The organism is Serratia sp. (in: enterobacteria) (genome assembly GCF_046715635.1).
Lineage (GTDB): Bacteria > Pseudomonadota > Gammaproteobacteria > Enterobacterales > Enterobacteriaceae > Chania.
This window is the reverse complement of record NZ_JBKJYW010000152.1, coordinates 20,703-37,836: the sequence shown is the minus strand read 5'-3', so window position 1 is coordinate 37,836 and position 17,134 is coordinate 20,703. Positions and strand designations below refer to the sequence as shown.

Below are 17,134 nucleotides of genomic sequence, written 5' to 3'. Positions count from 1 at the left end.
GGATAGATTGACGAGTAGGTTAGTGAGTGCCGTCGCCATCGGCATCAGTTCGCCCCCGTTCGCTGACCTCCGTCAGTAAGCTATCCATAGCATCAGCCTTTTCCGTCAGGAGCTTCAGGTCTTCTGGATGAAGCTGGTAAATTTGTTTCATATCCAGCGGGCCGGGAATGCTACCGATGACCAATATCTGGCGGCGCAACATCTCCAACCCCATCATGACCTCAGAGCAATAGGCCACGGCCTTGCCGTTCTCACCGATAACAACACGCTCAGAGGCTAACTGGGACTCAACTATATCTTTGGTGTTGAGTTCACGTAGCTCTACCTGAATATGTTTGGTTTCATCCGCCGTCCCTTTTCCGGTTACCAATCCATGTATCAATGGGAATGTCATCTTGGCCATGTTTTACACCTTCACCAGCTTAGTACCGATGAATGTGGCGTCGATTTCCCCAGAGTCTTCGCTCAGTGTTGCAGGGTTATCAGTAGCCGCGCCGGTCATCATGTAGGACAGACCGTTATCCCCCTGGAACATCACCGTGACGTTTTCCCACTCGCTGATCTCGATCACATCCACGTCTTCCGCTGCCGCGATAGTCATCTGGATGGATGGCCCTGCCATTTTGCGGGAATAGCCCCAGTGCTTACCCCCACCGCTGTGGAGCGTGCGAGCATAGCCACCAGGGTTTAACGTAGATTTACCCGCCGTTTTAATCTCCCGGCCATTAATGCGTATCGACGCCATGCCTAAAATCATGTTGCCCCCTTAGAGCTTGAACTGAATGAGACCAGCCAGGATGCGCAACTGGTTGATGATGTTTGGATGAATGATGAAGTTCAGCCGGTTCATATCGTTGGTATCGCGTACCACTGATAAGGTGTCTTTGTAGTCGTCAAAATCCTCAACCAACGCGGCGGGGATCAACTCTGTCAGCGCAATGTCCAACAGTTCTTCCCGGCAGAGTTTCGGCGTCATGACAGGCTGGCCAGGTTGTAGCGTGGCCAACACGTCATCGTCAGCTAGCTTGTGGCGCGGATAACGATTGGTGAACCGGTTCTTGATGATGTAACGGATATGGCCCAACGTGGCCGGGGAGGTAATATCCAGATACGAGGTATCCGCATCGCCAAAGCGGTTCACGCGATAGGTAGTGATTTCACGCTCAATGCAGACATTGCCACCAGCGTCCACAAAGTGGGTGGCCACACCGTCATACAAATGGAGGTTGCGCTCAACCATATCCCAGCGCACTTCTTTAGCTGGAGCCAGCAGGCCAGGCAGGGCCAACGTTTGAAGAGGCCGGGCCGGATCAATCGCCAGGTAATATGCAGCAATACCCGCATAAGACGCGGCCCACAGATAGGCCGGTTGCGGAGCCATATTGGTGCCAAGGGCAGTAATCAGGAAGTCGTTGCGGCCACCCCCCCAGGTGCCGGTCTGTGCGTGAGTGCCACGAACGGCGGTGTAAGCGATGGCTTCAACCATCTTCACCGGCCCCCAGCGCTCCAACAATTCATCACGTAAGGTATTGAGGCTGGCCACATCGTTGAACGGGCAAGCGATATGGTTGAACCATTCATCGCCCAGGGCAGCGACAACTTCCGCCATACCCGGTGTGCCAGTACCGCCGGTGAATGCCGTAGCAGTCACACTCAAGCCTGCCGGGGTTTGCTCACCGATGTAATAGTTGACGCGCACGTCCATATCATTGGTAGTCTGGCCGTTCCATTTCGCGGTGAATGCTACCGTATCCAAAGCGCGAATAGGCTCAGGCATGGCATTGAATTCAGTGGTGCCAGCAAAGCGCAGAACGGGGCCAAGACCACGGGCGGATCGCTCCCGTATTGAACGCGGTAAATAAGTACCGCTACCGTTCTTCGGCACACAATAATATTCCTCTAGGGCATCGTCCTGGGTGGCTGTATCACGTAGGAGGTCAGCTTTCCACTGGTCTTCAGCTTCCTGGCTCCACTCTCGCCCTTTAACCTGGCAGATACGTTTATACAAGCCATCACGGCAAGCATCATCAAGCGTAATGGTATGGATGGAATAGCGTTTCTTACCGGCGCGGCTATCCTGGATCAACTCATTGAAGAGGTTTTCCGTACCATTATGGGTACTGATTAATCTGACTTTGGCTCCCCACATGGTGAGTGCCAGCGCGGCCTTGAGCACTTCAGCAAGACGATCATGGAATGCGGCTTCATCGATGGTCACGTTGCCCTGCATACCACGTAGGTTGCTAGGGTTACTGGATAAAGCTTGAACTTTGAAGCCGCTGGCAAAGTAGATGACAAACGTCAGAATATCTTTGTCGTCATCCACTAGGACTTCTTCACAGACGTCTTCAGCCGCCAGGTCATAGGCTTTGGCCCACATGGCCGCCGCGTCTATAAACTCACGAGCCATCTCTTTGTTGGAGCCAACGTAGAAATGGTTAGTGCCACCGGCTGATTTTGCTTTGGCGGCAGTCAACGCGCCATCAGCGGCTTCCGCCCAGGTGATACCGGTACGGCGTGATTTCTCCGCAATCTTGAGTGGTGAGTCATCGGCGATCCACCGGCGCTGATAACCAAGGAGGACTTCATTTTCATCGAAGTCCCCCCCATCTGTAATGCCTGTTGTAATGGCGTTTAAACTGGCTATTAACATCATACGATCCCCAATATCTGGCGCTTGATATCTGCCGCCTTGTCAGCAGACAGGCCCGCTTGTGAAACGATTTTTTCAGCCTGGTCAGCAACCTCTTCGGCAAATGCCTGGCGGATCTCTTTCTCTCGCTTGTGACTGACCATCTGTGCAGACTCGATACGCTGCGCCACCAGGGCCAGTTGGCCCAGTGCCTTCGGTGCAACCGTACCTTCTTTTTCAGCCAGATCCATGGAGGTTTCAAACGCGAGGGTTTTCACAAACTCCATCAGCAATTTGCCGACATCGGAGGTCGGCGCGGAACCCAACTTGGCAGCCCATATCTCTGCCATCTCACGGGATGCGCGGATTTTGGAGCCGATGGCCTCCATACGGCTGGCGTACCTGTTTAGGCCAGCTCGGCTAAGTTGCATATCGTCCGGCAACTCATGCTGGTCAATCAGCTCGTTGATAGCCTCGCGGATTTGTTCCTGGGTATGGCGCTTGTCACGTAGCATCTGATGTAGGGCGTCACGAATACCTTCAGGTAACAGGTCTATCTTTGTCGGACGGCCACGGGTCGGTTTTTCATCGGCCATAATTGTTCCTTTCGCGCCCAAAAGAAGCGGCAACGGCCTTGCGCTGTTTTTGAATGGCTCGGTGCAACGCCTTGTATGCACGCGTATGTTCAGGATTATCTTTCAAATAGATAGCCAGATAACCTTTCTCACCGGCTTCGCTATAGGGTTTACCTGTTTCCTTTTCATACATTGGCGCTACAACTTCTCGTTCGATTTCTCGCACTACCATTACCAGCGCAATCTGATCGATCACACTGCGAGTGGCTGGGGAATAGGGTCTGGCTTTGGCCATAATGATTACCCCCGCGCCCGTGGCTTTTTAACACCAGGCACAACGGCCAGACCGTTGGCCACATCATCACCGCGCCCGGTTACTGTCGCGACATAGCAGCCAGCCACATCGCTGAGAGTGACTAGGTTTTGCTCCGCTAGCCAGGCCAAGTGAGTACGCACAGCATCACGGGAAATACGGTGGCCATACGCTTGCAAGCAGGTTTGCAAAACTGATTCGTTGGCGCTGTCGCCACACTCCAACAATGAGCGCAGGATCACCAGCCGCTGATCGCTATCGAGAATTTCACGCATAGCCATACCTCACTTATCCTTCAACTCGTTTTCCAGCAGTAGATCGCTGATGCGTTGGACTGGCTGGAGCTTCGAACCAAGCTCCTTCAAATCACCCCGCAAATCTCTGATTTCCAACTGGAGTTCATGTAGTTCTTTTTGCCTTGGCATACCTTCAATAGCGGTTTCTACAATTGAAAGCCGCTCCCGTACGGAGTCCATTTCCTCACGCTTTACATAGGTTTTGCTCAGCAGTAGCTGAACAATGCTGATACCGGACATAAATAGCGCCCAAATAATGGCCCAGTTACCTTTGATGACTTCCCAATCCATACTGGGCCTCCTTGATCTCTCTGACTTTTTGACACGACACACAGCAAACAGCATCAGGCAGCAAAGCAAGCCGCTGAGCTGGAATAGTGGCCCCACAGTCATTACAAAAACCGAACTCAATGGGGGCCTCTTTAACTCGGTTTAAATGGGTGTTTAATGCCCGTTCACGGTCATACGTTTCCAATTCGCTGGCGCGGTCAAATAAATCGCCCATTAATTTCCCACCGGTAACTTGTGCTTACTGGATTTGCTATAGCGGGCAAAACCGTCCAGGGTGCGGAAGCCGAGATAAGTTAGCGCTGGCATGGCCAGCATCAGGGCAATGTCCCAATCCGGCTCAGGCATCACCATGGCATGGCCCGCTGCTGTAGCAATAGATGCACCTTGCTGGCCGATAGCTAGCAGCAAGACATAAAGGATTGAACTGTAGAGCGATAACCGCGCCATCAATGGGCGGGTACGCCGCACATATTCATCAACAGAATTATCACCATTTCGAACGGTTTCTTGCTGTTCGTGATGTGCCGCCTGGCGGTCAGCCAGAACCGCTTTATCCCGCTCAAGTTGAAACTGTTGTAGTTGCACTTTCAGGCTTTCAAGTTGAACTAATTGATCAGGTGAAAGCTGGGCAAGCTTCTGTTCCAATACCCGTTGCTGATCTTGTGGACTCACAGCATTGCCTACAGTCTCCACAATCCCGGCCACAGAATTTGCCGTTTTGGCGGTATCACCACCGAACAGGCTACCTATGGAGCGCAGAACGGAGGGGCCAGCTTTCATCAATAGGCTGGCGACTGTAGAAATAGTTATTGGATCCATTCAAGCAACCCTCTTTTCTTTGCCTGGTAAAAGGCCAATAGCGAAATGGCGATGGCCAGCAGGATCATTGGAAGGCAAATCCAGCCAAGTTGTACGTAAGCCGATGCAGTAGTTGCACTGACGGCCATTGCGCCAACAATGCTTAAAGCACCAGCCAAAAAGAAATTAGCTAGGTCAATTACGGTTGCCACCATCCAAACAGCTGTCCCGCCTAATGCCAGTAATAAAAGGATAAAGGCTAAGCCGCCTAAGTAAGAACAGAACACAATGGACACCAGTACCAACACCAATACCGTCCAGGGTGAATTAATGATTTTTATCATGATATTTTTCCTTGTAGCGCTGGCATTGCCAGGCGATATCAGTCGGCCGACAGACCACCAGCCCTTCATATAGAAACTGGCATGAGTCCCGTCATGGCCACGGTAATCAACTGGCTCCGGTTTGGGGCCACCAGCCATCCGGTGAAGCACCTCTTTTTTGAGGCGGTCACGGCGGCCATGGCGCATAGACTCATCCCAGCCTTTACCCATAGTTAGCTCCGAGTGACAGAAACAGAGCCACCGACAACTTCCCATGCAGCATCAGCCACACTATCCAGGCGGTTGAACCACCCATTGAGGTACTTACCTTGAGAGGGATTTGATTTGATGATCTCAGCGTAAAACCGCGCACGACGTAGCAAGTAGCGAGTCAACAGCCATTCGGGATCAGCACTGATAACGGCGGTTTTAGTTTTGGGGCCAACAATGCCATCAGCCGTAACACCCGCTGCATCCTGCAATAATGAAATAGCTTTTTTTACACCATGCTGAACAGCAGAATCAAAGACGATCAGCGAAATACCATCCGGCCAGTCTGAGCAATAAGACGGATACCAATAATCACGGAAATAAATCTGGCTGGCTTGCTCCAGAGTTAAGTCTTTAACTCGAGCATCAGGCTTACCGTCACCATTAACATCAGTCATGCCATCGGCAAGACCGTCACGCTTATCTGAAATGCCGTATTTGGTTTCACCACCTTTGTCGGTGGGGTCGTTGACATAACCACCTTCTTTGCCCAAGACAAAGTTAATGGCATGATTAAACGCTAAGGAAGGATTGTATGGGATCACATTTGCACCTCTGGAATGTATGGATAATAAAATCAGTACAGTTCCATAGTGCGACAGGCACAAAAAAAGCCGGATTTACCGGCTTCCTTTGATTCAACACTCTCAGAAAAACAACACCTCTCTGTATGCATAAAGCTGAATTGCAGCGATAACAATAAATATAATTATAAAGCCACGACTTTTATCCGTGTCAACAGGGTTTTCTTTCGCGCCTTCAATTAATTTTTTCCTACGAAAAAGATAGATAACAAACGGTATTACAAAAAACGAACCAATCCCCCACACAACAGGGGAGGCCCCATTCTTATAACCTTTATTTATGCCATCAGAAATTTTATAGGAACCAACTTTATTGTTAGCTGCATCTATAAAGACCCAAAATGAAAAAACTATTAGCACTAAATCTATAAAAATACTACCTGCCATTGCATTCACCCCATATCCAGAGAAAGTTGTTTTTTGCCCACTTCAAGCTTACGCATCCGCTTGATTGCTTTATACACCGTTTTGTAGGTGACGTGGTAGCGTTCAACTAACTCACATATATTGTTTCCTGTAAAATCATGCCAGATACGCATATCCCTAACGAAATACTCCAGTGTCTGTCCCCGTGGGAAGTACAGTTGCATTCCACCTATCTGGCGGCTGATGGCCACGACTAGCTCAAGAGAATAGCGTGGATCGCAACCTAGGCGCTCCAGCTCCTTACGCAAGAGAGCGTTCAACTCAACAAGGAGTGTAGGGAAGCGGGTGTTTTCTTCTGCCTCCTCTAACTGTTCCAAAAGGCTGTCATCTTTGACATCATCAAAAAGCTCAAAATTATCAGCCATTATTGCCCCCTTGAGTTCGAGCTAGCCACTCAACTCCACCTGGTAGCGTCGATACATCCTTCCCAAAGCTATGCATCTGAGCCAGGTAATCATCCCGGCCACGATCATTATCTACCACACGTTTGTTTGCATCCTGTTCACGAGCGGCGACATTACTGGTCTGTGCAAACATCTGTTCTGAAGTACGGTAGACCTCGCGCAGATAGCTGTGATTGCTCAGCGGCTTTTTATCACCATTGATGCGTTTAGCCCTAATACGCTCAACGGTTTCACTCAGCGCATGGGTTAAAACGCGGCCAGGTTGATGCTGCTCCAATACTTCCTTAACCAGCTTAACCGCCCTAGAATTTGACAGGTTTGACTTCTCTGGCCGGAACAAACCAATGTACGCCACCATAGACTTGGCGGCGCTCCCTGGTAGTTTAGTCAACTGCGCCAGCAGTTCACGGCCAGCATCATCTTCCAGTAAGGCGTCCAGATGCAAGTCAGAGTGACAGATTGGACAACGCGCAATTTTCATAAGCTGGCCTCATAGGCATTAACAAGATGGTGATAATCCCGAATGTCTTCCATTGTGTCTGGGTATACTGGGCGTGGCTTATTCCTCTCTTTCAAGGATTCCAGCATCAACCGGATATGCCATTGTTTAATACATTCCAACACACGGAATGCCAGCCAACCATCAAGCCAACCCACCTCATCAACGCCAACCCCCTTGTTTAACTGGGAGGTCATACGTTTCACATAAGCATTCAACGCCAGTTCGCTATCGCTGCCAACAAAGCCATGGCGGAACATAACGAACCAGATGGCGCGAATTTTGGAAATTTCTTCAACACGGGGCATACCTTTTGAATTAGGTTTAACCCGCGCAGGAGTTCTTTTTAAAGAACGTTTAAATCCGCGTTGCTTCAACTCAGAATAAACTCTAGTCAATTCACCGTGCGACATTTCACTACAACTGGTTTTCCCACTGGCAGTATTGGCCAACAATACGCGATAAGTATCGTCGTCCAATTTTAGCTTACCTTTGGCTACATGAATCAACCTGATTAATTGCGGCTTATCCATAACTAATACCTCTCTGGTTCCGATTTTGGCGTAAGCATGCCCCTGGCATAATTACGCCAACTTGCAACAGCATTGATAATTAAGCGGTGAGCGTGGTGACCTTCACAAAGAAAGGTTCTTTGTTTATTTCAACAACAGTGCCTGACTTTTTAAAGTCCCGCGCTATCGCTACCGGTTTAACTACTGGCCCGCCGCGTAAAGCTGCATGAGGTTGATAAATAAATGTTCTACCAACCTCATATTTCGCATTGAAGTCTTTGGCATTTATCTCTTTCATGATTAAACCCCTGACATATCCAAACTGATTTGCTCATATTTACCATTCGGTTGACGCTGGTAAATACGAAGATATTGGCTGGTGCCGGTGACCTGGATAGCATCTGCAATGGCAGACATGGCTTCAAGCCAACGTGGGTCATCAATCGCAAGCTGACGCAAGCCAAGCACTTGATTAATATCTATGCGCCCCTGTTTATTGACACGGAAAGCATGATCAACCAACGCTTTAAGATTGACATTAGCCCCATCAGACCATTCAACAACACATTCATCAATGAGCTTTTTCGCGGCCTGAATACGTTCATCAAAGACACGATGATCACCGATAGCACGGAGAATTTTAAACTGGCCATCAAAGCTAGGCAGTGTCACATTCCCCTTGGTGCCACCGTACTCAACACCGTATTCATTGGAAGACAAGTCAATGAAGTCCTCAATTTTCTTCATAGACGCAGCTTTGAAATCAGCCATAGCCTGGCGTAATACCCTGGCAGTGTCGACGATATCCAACACAACATCATCACGCAGTTTATCAACGGGGCGGATTAATTCTTGTGGCACCAGGTGGCCCTGGGCATTCTGGCGGTAGCCAGCTTGTTCGATTTCTTTGCTCATAAACACCTCAAATAATAGCTTCGTTAATTTGGTCACAGGCTTTTTCGAGGCCATCAATAATTTCCTCGATGCAAGAAATAGCCATTTCTGATTTCTGACCACGTTCTGATTGCTGTAAACCTTCAGGCATAGAATCAAAGGCGTCTTGCTCCTCATCCCGAACATCTTCAACTTCGCCTTTGATTATTTCGATTTTAACGAAAAGGTCAGAAAGTCTTTTTCTTCTATCTGCATTCATTTCATTCACCTCCAATAGATAATACAGCCCTGAATAGTAGCGGCAGAAATGGCATGATAGTTATGTGCCTTACGCTGCAAATCAGCATCCGGCGCACTAACTTCAAGGATTGGGCGTGAACGGCTTACGTTCACATGTTTGATTTCAATATTCCGGCGTTGTAACCAACCGATAGCATTAACCAGCTTTGTCGGGTTAATCATGCTGAGATTCCTTCTAGGTCTTTAACAGCGGCACGAATATGTTTGTCGCTCAAGTTTTCATTACTTCCGTGGGCAAACATTGCAGCTAGGCGGAGCGTATGGGAAATAGTACGTAATGCGCCTGGCTTGTCAGCTAAAGCATGGATTAATTCACGCTCAGCTTTTCCGCTTAGTCCCCAGGCATCAGCAATGGCTTCTACATCAGCCTTCTTGGTTTTCAAGATGGAAACCTTTTTAGCGATACGGGAAAATAAACGGGCAAAGTCCATATTGCGGCTGCTGCCACCAGTCAATTTTCCGTAGACCTGATGGTTACCAACCAACGCCAAACCAACGCCGGTTTCTTCCTGTAAAATACGCAATTCCTCAAGTACGGAATAATCAAGGTGATCCGCTTCATCAATGAGTACAACGCCGTTAGTACCACGTAATTTCCGGCGTATAGCGCGGCCAAGCTGGCCAGAACGGCGCGGAGCATCACCAATACCCAACTCCAGAGCCAATTCATAGAGGCATTCACTTAGGCTTGAGCGTGACGGCGATACAGTAATCAACCATACATTTGGGCGCTCTGCGGCAAACTGCTGTAGTGCGCGGGTTTTACCCACTCCCGAGTTACCGTAAATCACTGTAATACACTGCGCCAGTTGCGCATATTGCAAAGCATCCCAAATTTGTTTGACGGTGCGAGTAGGGATAAAGTCTGGTGCCGTTGGCATTTCCAACGTTTTACGCTGGCGGTTCTCTAGCCAGATGGACAGGTTATTGGTCAGCAAATCATTATCGCCGCGATAGCTGTTATTCATAAACTGCGAAAGCTGACTACCAGACACACCCACTTCACGGGCCACAGCAGCATATTTAATACCAGTGCTATCTACTACCGCACGAACAGCAGTCCGAACGGCATTAATATTTTCTTGTTTCTGCTCTAATTCAATTACGTTGCTCATTATTAATCTCCGTTAAATCTGCTTATTTTGGAATGCGTTGTATAACTGGCTTACTGCGTTACCAAATGCCTCTTCTGATTCGTCTTCAATATCTTCCTCAATTAAGTGCCGCCGCATGGTATTACCATGTGGGCGCAGTATTTCGACCACCCTAGATTCAGGCGGGGCTGGTGGAACGGTTTCTGGCATAAGTTCAGCGGCTTCCAACGCTGACATACGCTTGGCGGCGCTGGCAGCTTCTTTGGTGCGCTTAACAAATTGCGTCCTATTACGTTTATGCTCACGAGCTGCTTGGGTATCACCAAAGCCGGTTTTTTCGATACAGGTGGCTTCACAAATAAAACGTCCGTCCAGCGTGTAACAAAGAACACTCTGGTGCAGGTTCTGTGGATCAAAGCGCACCACAACCTTGTTTGGTCTAAGCCCCAATAGACGCTCACTGAAATAGCGGTTTTTACGGGCCTGAACCTTACCCCCAGCTTCCATTACGAACGTACCAGATTCACTAATACGTACCGCTTCGGCTGGTAATAACAGCAAGCGACGTTGCTCTGGCGTAGCCTTACGAATGGTGGCTTGCTGATAGCTTTCCTCGAATGCTTCATCAAAGGACAGAATGCCCCGGCACATTTCGGTATTACGCTTAGGCTGACGATTCCAGAACGCGATACCTTCAGCTAATACCTTCAGGAATTCTTCGGCATCAATCACCCGATCACCGTAATTATCCGGTTTATCCATCGGGTTCGGGCCTGTATGAGCACCAGCCAAAGCCGGGTGTTTATCTACGGTCTCACCAAGGCCACCATGAGAAAATGCACGTTCCACCGGTTTCGCCTGGCCATGACCACGGCCAAACAAAACGCTTGTCCAATGCAATTCAATACCCAGTAGGGGAATAATCCCTTTAGGGTCATCCTCTTTAATTTTGAAACGATAACGGTTAGGGACGCCGCCGGTAGTCCATTTGTTTGCCGCTGCCATCGTATTATCGATAGTTAATTTTCGCGGAATGCCGTATTGCTCAATCATGTCAGAAAGAGAAAGGCGAATAGAGTCGCTGTTCTCACTGACGTCAGTGCGCCAAGCCAGAATTTTACGGGTCTTCACGTCCTGCCAAATCCATGTTTTAGGACGGAGTATTTCGCCGTTAAACCAGCGTACAAACACGTTATGCTGGTAACCATCCCCATTAACCCATTCCATTGCTGTCAACTCGGCAACAGTACGTTCCTGGGAAGGGAATAGGCGCATCACGGCATGTTCACCTTCACGCAGCAATACACGTTGCTCAACAGGAACATCACGTTCCAGCTTGCGACGTATTGAAGAAAGGCTCGGTATAGCCCACCCACGAGCGGTAGCAGTCTCTGTAAGTCGGCCATAAGCCGTACGCAGTGCAGGACGCTCTGGACGCAGATAGTCAGCTAGGAAAAAGTCCCAAGCTTCCTGATCGCAATCCGCCTCTTTTTTACGGCGGGTTTCAATGCTTTTGCCGTATTGCCCCAGCAGCACAACCATCCAATCTTCCCGGGCATATTTGCGGGCGGTGTAATACCAACGACGTACCGACGCCACAGAAACATCATGAGTTTCGGCTACTGCATCAAAGGCGGTAACCACATCAATGCCGGTATTCACGAGGGATGCAACGGCCTGAACTGCCTCGGTTTTCCTCTGTGCAGCTACACGCTGCTTTTCCGTTGCCGATTCCCAGTGGTGCCATAGGGCTTCACGACAGTACGAGTATTCTTTTTTTGCCGGTACTTTGTAAGTTTTCTGACCAACGCAAACTTCCCCACGCTGTTTCAATACAAAGGCACGGGCCACAGGAGCTAAGCAATTGAGGTTGTACTCATATGCCTTTGAGCCTTGGCGCTTTCTTCTAATGTCTGGCTTGGCTAACGCTTGCTTATCCATCGCCATTCTCAGGCCGCGCTCGGTGGTTGGATAACCGGGCACCCCTAAGATTTCAGATATCGATAACCAAATGCTGTTGCTCATGCTGACATTGTTCATTGTGCGGCCTCATTGACGTAACGAGTTGGCCAGATTTCGTCAGGGGTCACACCAATCGCCATGGCTATAACACATTCCCCTTTTGGCCAATGGCGATCCAACGCGTTGTTTAAGGTTCTAGAGTGCCAACCTTGATCACGAGATAGGGCCGCCAAAGTGGTTCCTTTCTTCTTTACTGCGGCAACAATGTCGGCTCGATGCCAATCATTTTTATTGGTTCCATTTGGAGCCATATTTTGAGAAGCTACGGAGTTACTCATAGTCATAACACCTAATCATTATTCACTGTAATGATAGTGTTGATCCAAAAAGGAGGCATGTCAAGATCTATGCTTCCTTTGTGATTCAGTTATGGCATAACTCAACCACCAACCAAACCGGATTAGAATCAATGAGTTATGATAAAATGGATGTAAATGAACCCAAAAGGAACCAAAAACCTTTTGATGATGCAGGTAAAGGAAGCGGGTTTACTGAGAGATTGAACCTACTTGTTGGTTCTGATACGGGACGCTCATTTGCCCGTAAGGTCGGAATCCCTTACAGCACGTTTTATAAATACCAGCAGGGAGCCACCCAGCCGACACTTGATAACCTTATCTTGTTAGCTAATGCTGCTGGGGTAAGCGTTGAATGGCTGGCCACTGGTAAGGGGGGAAGTGAACCTAAAATAGAGGACTCATCTTTCTTAGACGAGTTTGCCCTGATCCCTGGTTACAACGTTCAAGTATCTACGGGCCACGGTACGACGGCGCTTGATGGATATGAACCAACTCGCCATCTGGCTTTTAGGCGTAAGTGGTTGTCTTTTAGAGGTTTCAATGAGAATGATTTGGTTTTAGTCTGGGCTAAGGGCGACTCAATGGAGCCGACAATTTCTAACAACGATACTCTGGTTATCAATACAGCGTATACCAAGCCTATCGATGGAAACATCTACGTAATCCGTCACGATGATACGCTATGGGCAAAGAGGGTACAGGTGCAGCCTGGGGCGTGGCTCTTGATTAGTGACAATCAGCCCACCTATCCGCCAATTGAAATCAAGCGAGAAGATATGAGTAATTTTGAGGTTATCGGGCAAGTCGTCCACATCTCAAAGGATCTGGGGATATAAGTTGTAAACGCCATTTAAACGAGCTGATGCGGATCATCGTTTTTATCAAACTATCTGAACAAATCCCCAGATCCGCATTTTGTTTTTCATTCCTTCGCTATGCTCATTTTTTGAGTTAAAATCGGAGGGCCGTCCGCTAAGCCCTTGTTCCAAGCTAGTTCTCAATCCCGCGAGTTCCCGAAAAATTCCGCCAATTCCCTTATTTCTCTTTATCATTCTTACTGACCCATAACAACGGCATTGATCAGGGCGATGCCATCCTTCATCGATTTCTTGAACGCTTTACGCCCCAGGATCAGGCCCATCCCACCAGCCCGCTTGTTGATCACTGCGGTACGCACTGACTCTTGCAGATCGTTTTCCCCGGCGGCACCGCCTGAGTTGATCAAACCGGCACGACCCATGTAGCAGTTTGCCAACTGATAGCGTACCAGATCGATCGGGTGATCGGTGGTCAGCTTGTCATAGACGCGATCGTCGGTATAACCGAATTTCACCGCACGGTAGCCGCCGTTGTTCTCGGCCATTTTCTGTTTGACGATATCGGCACCGATGGTGGCCGCAATGTGGTTGGCTTGGCCGGTCAGATCGGCGCTGGAATGATAATCGACGCCATCCTTGTTGAACGCAGGGTTACGTAGATAGGCCCACAATACGGTCACCATACCCAGTTCGTGAGCGCGCTCAAAGGCGATCGAAATCTCTTCAATCTGGCGCCGTGACTGCTCGGAACCGAAGTAAATGGTTGCACCAACCGCCACCGCCCCCATGTTGAACGCCTGCTCAACGCTGGCATAGAGGGTTTGGTCGTACTGCGTTGGATAGCTCAGGGTTTCGTTGTGGTTCAGTTTGACCAGGAACGGGATCTTATGGGCGTAGCGCCGCGATACCGAAGCCAGCACGCCGTAAGTGGAAGCCACGCAGTTACAGCCAGCTTCGATCGCCAGCTCAACGATGTTTTTGGGATCAAAATAGAGTGGGTTGGCGGCAAATGAGGCCCCGGCAGAGTGTTCTACGCCTTGATCGACCGGCAGGATCGAGAGGTAACCGGTACCCGCCAGGCGGCCATGGTTGAGCAAGGTTTGCATTGAGCGCAGCACGCTGTTTGGGCGGTTGTTGTCGATCATCACCCGATCAACAAAGTCGCCACCGGGCAGGTACAGATTTTCCGCAGGGATGGTGGTACAGCGGTGTTGCAAAAGGTCTTCCGCTTCCTGACCTAACAATTGTGCAATATCCGTCATGATTCACTCCTGTTAAAGCTTCCTATACACCGGTAAGTCTGGGTATTTGGCCACCGGCGTAGTCAAAAGCGGTGATTGAAGCTATGCAAAAGATACTAATCAAAACCTGATGGTGCGAAGAGACAATAGATGCGATTGAGAAGAAATGCTATTTAGAAGGCAAAATTTGCGAGTGAGCACTTGTTGATGGCGTCCCCTTTCCTGGTCGGAGAGGGGAAGCTTTTACTCGGCTTCAAACCAGTCGGTGTTTTGCAGGGCAATTGGGGTGATCGAGTAGATCATCTCCTGCAAATGCTCGTGAATAGCCAGCTCCGCCGCATCCGGGTCCTGGGCTTTCAGTGCCGCAAAAATACGGTAATGCTGGTGGATCAGATTCTCTGGCGGTGATACTTCGCTCAGACTGAGGAAGCGCACCCGGTCCATCGTCGCTTTGATGGTCTCGATGGTTTCCCAGGCCAGGGCGCAATTGGCCATTTGCGTCAGCAGATGGTGGAATTCGTCGTCCAGCGCCAAAAACTCCCGGATCTGATTATTCTGTGCCGCCAGCTCCTGGCGATGCAGGTTATGCTCCAGCGTCATCAATTGCTCGGGGGTGATGCTGGTGGCAACTCGCCGCACGATGGCACATTCCACTGCCTGACGGATAAAGCGCCCGTCGGCTACCCGTTTGGCGGAAATTTTCATCACGAAGGTCCCGCGTTGCGGCAAGATCTGCACCAGCCCCGCTTCAGCCAGTTTGATAAAGGCTTCGCGCACCGGCTGGCGTGAAACACTGAAACGGGTGGAAATCTCTTTCTCGGAAAGCAACGTGCCCGGTGGGATGGTGCAATCGACGATATCTTTGCGCAGGAAACGATAGATCTGCTGATTGACCGGGACGTTATTCGTGAGGATGTACGATTCTGACATGGCGACAATCAATATATGAGGGTAATAGTGAATGCCACCATACTAGCAGATTAACCCGTGAAAGAGGGCGGATAAATCCACCCGCATTCTATGCTTTTCTATTAGCGTGCCAGCACTCTTGCCACCGTTGCTTTAGCTCCCCGCGCCAACAGCGCCAGATAAGCACTGGTCACGGTATTGACGAAGCGTTGGTTATCCGGCAGGTCGCGTCCGAACACCGAGGTCATTTGCAGTAACGCCATCACGCGAGGCGCACCTTCATCACTGTTGGCGACGCGCTGGGCAATTTCCTCACGCAACGGATCGCTGATGTCGATCGGTTGACCCTGTTCGTCCTTACCGCCAACGTAACGCATCCAACCCGCCACGCCCAGCGCCAGGCAGTCAAAATCACTGCCGTTGGCCAGGTGCCAGCGCACCGAATCCAGCATGCGCTGCGGTAGTTTTTGCGTGCCGTCCATGGCGATCTGCCAGGTGCGGTGCTTCAACGCCGTGTTGCGATAACGTGCCAGCAGGGAATCGGCGTATTTCTCCAGATCGGTTCCCGGCGTATTCAGCGTTGGAGCCTGTTCTGCCAGCATCAGATGGCGGGCGGCCTTGACGTAATGCTCATCCTGCATGCAGTCGCTGATGTGTGGGTAACCGGCCAGATAACCCAGATAGGCCAGGAACGAGTGGCTGCCGTTCAGCATACGCAGCTTCATCTCTTCGAACGGCAAGACATCGCTGACCAGTTCGGCACCGGCTTGTTCCCATGCCGGGCGGCCCGCGACAAAATTGTCCTCAATCACCCATTGGCGGAACGGCTCGCAGGCTACGGCTGCCGGATCCTGCACGCCGGTTTGCTGTGCGACCTGGGCCAGGGTGTCTGGCGTCACGGCTGGCACGATGCGATCGACCATGGTGGAAGGGAAGGTGGCGTGGGTTTCGATCCACGTTGCCAACGCCGGATCGAGCGCTTTGGCATAGGTGGTGATCACGTTGCGGGTCACATGGCCGTTTTCCGGCATATTGTCGCAAGACATCACGCTGAACGCAGGTTGCCCGGCCGCTTTACGCTGCGCCAAGGCTGCGACGATCACCCCAACTGCGCTTTGTGGGTGATGTGGATTAGCCAGATCCCGCACAATCAACGGATGATCAAGTTGCAACTGGCCGGTGGCGGGGGAGTGGCAATAGCCTTTTTCGGTGATGGTCATGGACACAATCGCCACTTCGGGCTTGCCCAGAGCGTGGAATACCGCGTCCAGCCCGTCGACTTGCGCATGCAGCGCCTGTTTTACTACGCCCACCACCCGGCATTGCCAGGCATCGGCAGACATCTCAGCCACGCTGTAGAGCCTATCTTGCTGTTTGAGATCGGCGATTTGCTGTTCGCCGCCGATCAGGTTGATTTCGCAGTAACCCCAGTCGCTGCCGTGCTCCTGTGCCAGAATATCGGCGTATACCGCCTGGTGGGCGCGATGAAAGGCACCAAAGCCCAGATGAACCAGGCGCGGAACCAGTTTGCTACGATCGTACTGCGGAACAATGGCGTTGGCCGCTAACAGCTTGGTATCCATGTTAAAACTCACTGTGTAATGGTCTGATTGCCGCAGAACCTTCTCTGCGGC

At 50.3% G+C, this 17,134-nt stretch carries 26 protein-coding genes and 1 pseudogene; 1 reads left to right on the top strand and 26 read right to left on the bottom strand.

Annotation, left to right across the window (positions count from 1 at the left end; genetic code table 11):
- Nucleotides 1-19: 19 nt before the first annotated feature.
- The 23 genes and pseudogenes from ACLQ7H_RS07625 to ACLQ7H_RS07515 all read right to left on the bottom strand — a co-directional run bounded on the left by ACLQ7H_RS07625 (nucleotide 20) and on the right by ACLQ7H_RS07515 (nucleotide 12,511).
- Nucleotides 20-403: a phage tail assembly protein gene (locus ACLQ7H_RS07625; protein WP_411752139.1), complete on the bottom strand. Its 384-nt coding sequence runs from the start codon at nucleotides 401-403 to the stop codon at nucleotides 20-22.
- Nucleotides 404-406: 3 nt separating this feature from the next.
- Complete coding sequence (locus ACLQ7H_RS07620) at nucleotides 407-757, bottom strand: phage tail tube protein (RefSeq protein ID WP_411752138.1); 351 nt, start codon at nucleotides 755-757, stop codon at nucleotides 407-409.
- 9 nt (nucleotides 758-766) lie between these two features.
- Complete coding sequence (locus ACLQ7H_RS07615) at nucleotides 767-2,653, bottom strand: phage tail sheath subtilisin-like domain-containing protein (RefSeq protein WP_411752152.1); 1,887 nt, start codon at nucleotides 2,651-2,653, stop codon at nucleotides 767-769.
- Nucleotides 2,653-3,228, bottom strand: coding sequence for a DUF3486 family protein (locus ACLQ7H_RS07610; RefSeq protein ID WP_411752137.1), 576 nt, complete (start codon nucleotides 3,226-3,228; stop codon nucleotides 2,653-2,655). The genes ACLQ7H_RS07615 and ACLQ7H_RS07610 overlap by 1 nt, the downstream gene beginning before the upstream one ends.
- Nucleotides 3,218-3,502: a hypothetical protein gene (locus ACLQ7H_RS07605; protein ID WP_411752136.1), complete on the bottom strand. Its 285-nt coding sequence runs from the start codon at nucleotides 3,500-3,502 to the stop codon at nucleotides 3,218-3,220. The genes ACLQ7H_RS07610 and ACLQ7H_RS07605 overlap by 11 nt, the downstream gene beginning before the upstream one ends.
- A 5-nt stretch (nucleotides 3,503-3,507) precedes the next feature.
- Complete coding sequence (locus ACLQ7H_RS07600) at nucleotides 3,508-3,795, bottom strand: ArsR family transcriptional regulator (protein WP_161711954.1); 288 nt, start codon at nucleotides 3,793-3,795, stop codon at nucleotides 3,508-3,510.
- Between the two features lie 9 nt (nucleotides 3,796-3,804).
- Nucleotides 3,805-4,107: a DUF2730 family protein gene (locus ACLQ7H_RS07595; protein ID WP_161711913.1), complete on the bottom strand. Its 303-nt coding sequence runs from the start codon at nucleotides 4,105-4,107 to the stop codon at nucleotides 3,805-3,807.
- A complete protein-coding gene (locus ACLQ7H_RS07590; RefSeq protein ID WP_161711914.1) occupies nucleotides 4,082-4,321 on the bottom strand; it encodes a TraR/DksA family transcriptional regulator in 240 nt (79 codons plus the stop codon). The genes ACLQ7H_RS07595 and ACLQ7H_RS07590 overlap by 26 nt, the downstream gene beginning before the upstream one ends.
- Complete coding sequence (locus ACLQ7H_RS07585) at nucleotides 4,321-4,926, bottom strand: hypothetical protein (RefSeq protein WP_411752135.1); 606 nt, start codon at nucleotides 4,924-4,926, stop codon at nucleotides 4,321-4,323. The genes ACLQ7H_RS07590 and ACLQ7H_RS07585 overlap by 1 nt, the downstream gene beginning before the upstream one ends.
- On the bottom strand, nucleotides 4,914-5,249 hold the full coding sequence (locus ACLQ7H_RS07580; protein ID WP_411752134.1) for a hypothetical protein: 336 nt from the start codon (nucleotides 5,247-5,249) through the stop codon (nucleotides 4,914-4,916). Before ACLQ7H_RS07580 ends, ACLQ7H_RS07585 begins: the two co-directional genes overlap by 13 nt.
- Nucleotides 5,233-5,459: pseudogene (locus tag ACLQ7H_RS07575) on the bottom strand (hypothetical protein). Before ACLQ7H_RS07575 ends, ACLQ7H_RS07580 begins: the two are co-directional and overlap by 17 nt.
- Before the next feature lie 2 nt (nucleotides 5,460-5,461).
- Complete coding sequence (locus ACLQ7H_RS07570; protein WP_411752133.1) at nucleotides 5,462-6,043, bottom strand: glycoside hydrolase family 108 protein; 582 nt, start codon at nucleotides 6,041-6,043, stop codon at nucleotides 5,462-5,464.
- Between the two features lie 102 nt (nucleotides 6,044-6,145).
- Nucleotides 6,146-6,469: a hypothetical protein gene (locus ACLQ7H_RS07565; protein ID WP_209527095.1), complete on the bottom strand. Its 324-nt coding sequence runs from the start codon at nucleotides 6,467-6,469 to the stop codon at nucleotides 6,146-6,148.
- A gap of 5 nt (nucleotides 6,470-6,474) precedes the next feature.
- A complete protein-coding gene (locus ACLQ7H_RS07560) occupies nucleotides 6,475-6,873 on the bottom strand; it encodes a Mor transcription activator family protein (protein ID WP_209527093.1) in 399 nt (132 codons plus the stop codon).
- Entirely contained in the window at nucleotides 6,866-7,393 is a 528-nt protein-coding gene (locus tag ACLQ7H_RS07555; protein ID WP_411752132.1) for a hypothetical protein, read from the bottom strand. Before ACLQ7H_RS07555 ends, ACLQ7H_RS07560 begins: the two co-directional genes overlap by 8 nt.
- Complete coding sequence (locus ACLQ7H_RS07550; protein WP_411752131.1) at nucleotides 7,390-7,944, bottom strand: gp16 family protein; 555 nt, start codon at nucleotides 7,942-7,944, stop codon at nucleotides 7,390-7,392. The genes ACLQ7H_RS07555 and ACLQ7H_RS07550 overlap by 4 nt, the downstream gene beginning before the upstream one ends.
- A gap of 79 nt (nucleotides 7,945-8,023) precedes the next feature.
- Complete coding sequence (locus ACLQ7H_RS07545; RefSeq protein WP_411752130.1) at nucleotides 8,024-8,221, bottom strand: hypothetical protein; 198 nt, start codon at nucleotides 8,219-8,221, stop codon at nucleotides 8,024-8,026.
- Nucleotides 8,222-8,223: 2 nt separating this feature from the next.
- On the bottom strand, nucleotides 8,224-8,838 hold the full coding sequence (locus tag ACLQ7H_RS07540) for a DUF3164 family protein (RefSeq protein ID WP_411752151.1): 615 nt from the start codon (nucleotides 8,836-8,838) through the stop codon (nucleotides 8,224-8,226).
- Nucleotides 8,839-8,845: 7 nt separating this feature from the next.
- On the bottom strand, nucleotides 8,846-9,076 hold the full coding sequence (locus tag ACLQ7H_RS07535) for a hypothetical protein (protein WP_411752129.1): 231 nt from the start codon (nucleotides 9,074-9,076) through the stop codon (nucleotides 8,846-8,848).
- Nucleotides 9,077-9,081: 5 nt separating this feature from the next.
- On the bottom strand, nucleotides 9,082-9,279 hold the full coding sequence (locus ACLQ7H_RS07530; RefSeq protein WP_161740659.1) for a hypothetical protein: 198 nt from the start codon (nucleotides 9,277-9,279) through the stop codon (nucleotides 9,082-9,084).
- Nucleotides 9,276-10,232, bottom strand: coding sequence for an AAA family ATPase (locus tag ACLQ7H_RS07525; protein ID WP_209527083.1), 957 nt, complete (start codon nucleotides 10,230-10,232; stop codon nucleotides 9,276-9,278). The genes ACLQ7H_RS07530 and ACLQ7H_RS07525 overlap by 4 nt, the downstream gene beginning before the upstream one ends.
- Nucleotides 10,233-10,244: 12 nt before the next feature.
- Nucleotides 10,245-12,251, bottom strand: a complete 2,007-nt coding sequence (locus ACLQ7H_RS07520; RefSeq protein WP_411752128.1) for a transposase domain-containing protein — start codon at nucleotides 12,249-12,251, stop codon at nucleotides 10,245-10,247.
- On the bottom strand, nucleotides 12,248-12,511 hold the full coding sequence (locus tag ACLQ7H_RS07515) for a helix-turn-helix domain-containing protein (RefSeq protein WP_411752127.1): 264 nt from the start codon (nucleotides 12,509-12,511) through the stop codon (nucleotides 12,248-12,250). Before ACLQ7H_RS07515 ends, ACLQ7H_RS07520 begins: the two co-directional genes overlap by 4 nt.
- 131 nt (nucleotides 12,512-12,642) lie before the next feature.
- On the opposite strand from ACLQ7H_RS07515, the gene ACLQ7H_RS07510 reads away from it, so the two are divergent.
- Nucleotides 12,643-13,368 carry an XRE family transcriptional regulator gene (locus ACLQ7H_RS07510; protein WP_411752126.1) on the top strand — a complete coding sequence of 242 codons (726 nt, stop codon included), beginning with the start codon at nucleotides 12,643-12,645 and terminating at the stop codon, nucleotides 13,366-13,368.
- A gap of 218 nt (nucleotides 13,369-13,586) precedes the next feature.
- Here the strand turns inward: ACLQ7H_RS07510 and fbaB are convergent, their stop codons facing one another.
- From fbaB to ACLQ7H_RS07495, 3 genes are all read right to left on the bottom strand, one after another.
- Nucleotides 13,587-14,612, bottom strand: coding sequence for a class I fructose-bisphosphate aldolase (gene fbaB / locus ACLQ7H_RS07505; protein ID WP_411752125.1), 1,026 nt, complete (start codon nucleotides 14,610-14,612; stop codon nucleotides 13,587-13,589).
- Nucleotides 14,613-14,834: 222 nt separating this feature from the next.
- Nucleotides 14,835-15,521 (bottom strand): GntR family transcriptional regulator, encoded by a 687-nt coding sequence (locus tag ACLQ7H_RS07500; RefSeq protein ID WP_411752124.1) that lies wholly within the window; start codon nucleotides 15,519-15,521, stop codon nucleotides 14,835-14,837.
- Nucleotides 15,522-15,622: 101 nt separating this feature from the next.
- On the bottom strand, nucleotides 15,623-17,083 hold the full coding sequence (locus ACLQ7H_RS07495) for a mannitol dehydrogenase family protein (RefSeq protein WP_411752123.1): 1,461 nt from the start codon (nucleotides 17,081-17,083) through the stop codon (nucleotides 15,623-15,625).
- Nucleotides 17,084-17,134 lie beyond the last annotated feature (51 nt).